The organism is Mammaliicoccus sp. J-M41, assembly GCF_022385935.1.
GTDB classification, from domain to species: Bacteria; Bacillota; Bacilli; order Staphylococcales; family Staphylococcaceae; genus Mammaliicoccus; species Mammaliicoccus sciuri_A.
In genome coordinates this window covers 1-384 of sequence record NZ_JAJNIR010000079.1, presented here as the reverse complement: position 1 = coordinate 384, position 384 = coordinate 1, and the positions used below count along the sequence as shown (strand labels likewise).

Annotated in this window: 2 tRNA genes; both read right to left on the bottom strand. The window is 41.1% G+C overall.

Going from position 1 to position 384, the window contains the following annotated elements:
- Positions 1–102 precede the first annotated feature (102 nt).
- A tRNA-Ala gene (locus LQ686_RS13955) sits at positions 103–178 on the bottom strand.
- Between the two features lie 21 nt (positions 179–199).
- Positions 200–276 (bottom strand) — tRNA-Ile (locus tag LQ686_RS13950).
- Positions 277–384 lie beyond the last annotated feature (108 nt).

The window sequence follows — 384 nt, the reverse complement described above, 5'->3', positions numbered from 1 at the left end:
GCGATTATTAAGCTTGTTGAATTTCGTTAGAAATTCACTCGGTTTTTTGCTTGGTAAAATCTATTTTACTTACTTATCTAGTTTTCAATGTACAATATAATATGGTGGAGACTAGCGGGATCGAACCGCTGACCTCCTGCGTGCAAAGCAGGCGCTCTCCCATCTGAGCTAAGCCCCCTAATTGGGAATTAAATTTTAATGGTGGGCCTAAATGGACTCGAACCATCGACCTCACGCTTATCAGGCGTGCGCTCTAACCAGCTGAGCTATAGGCCCATTCTTAAATTGAATGATATAAACATTCAAAACTGAATACAATATGTCTCCGTTATTCCATGACCTAATGGTCATTCCGTAATATCCTTAGAAAGGAGGTGATCCAGC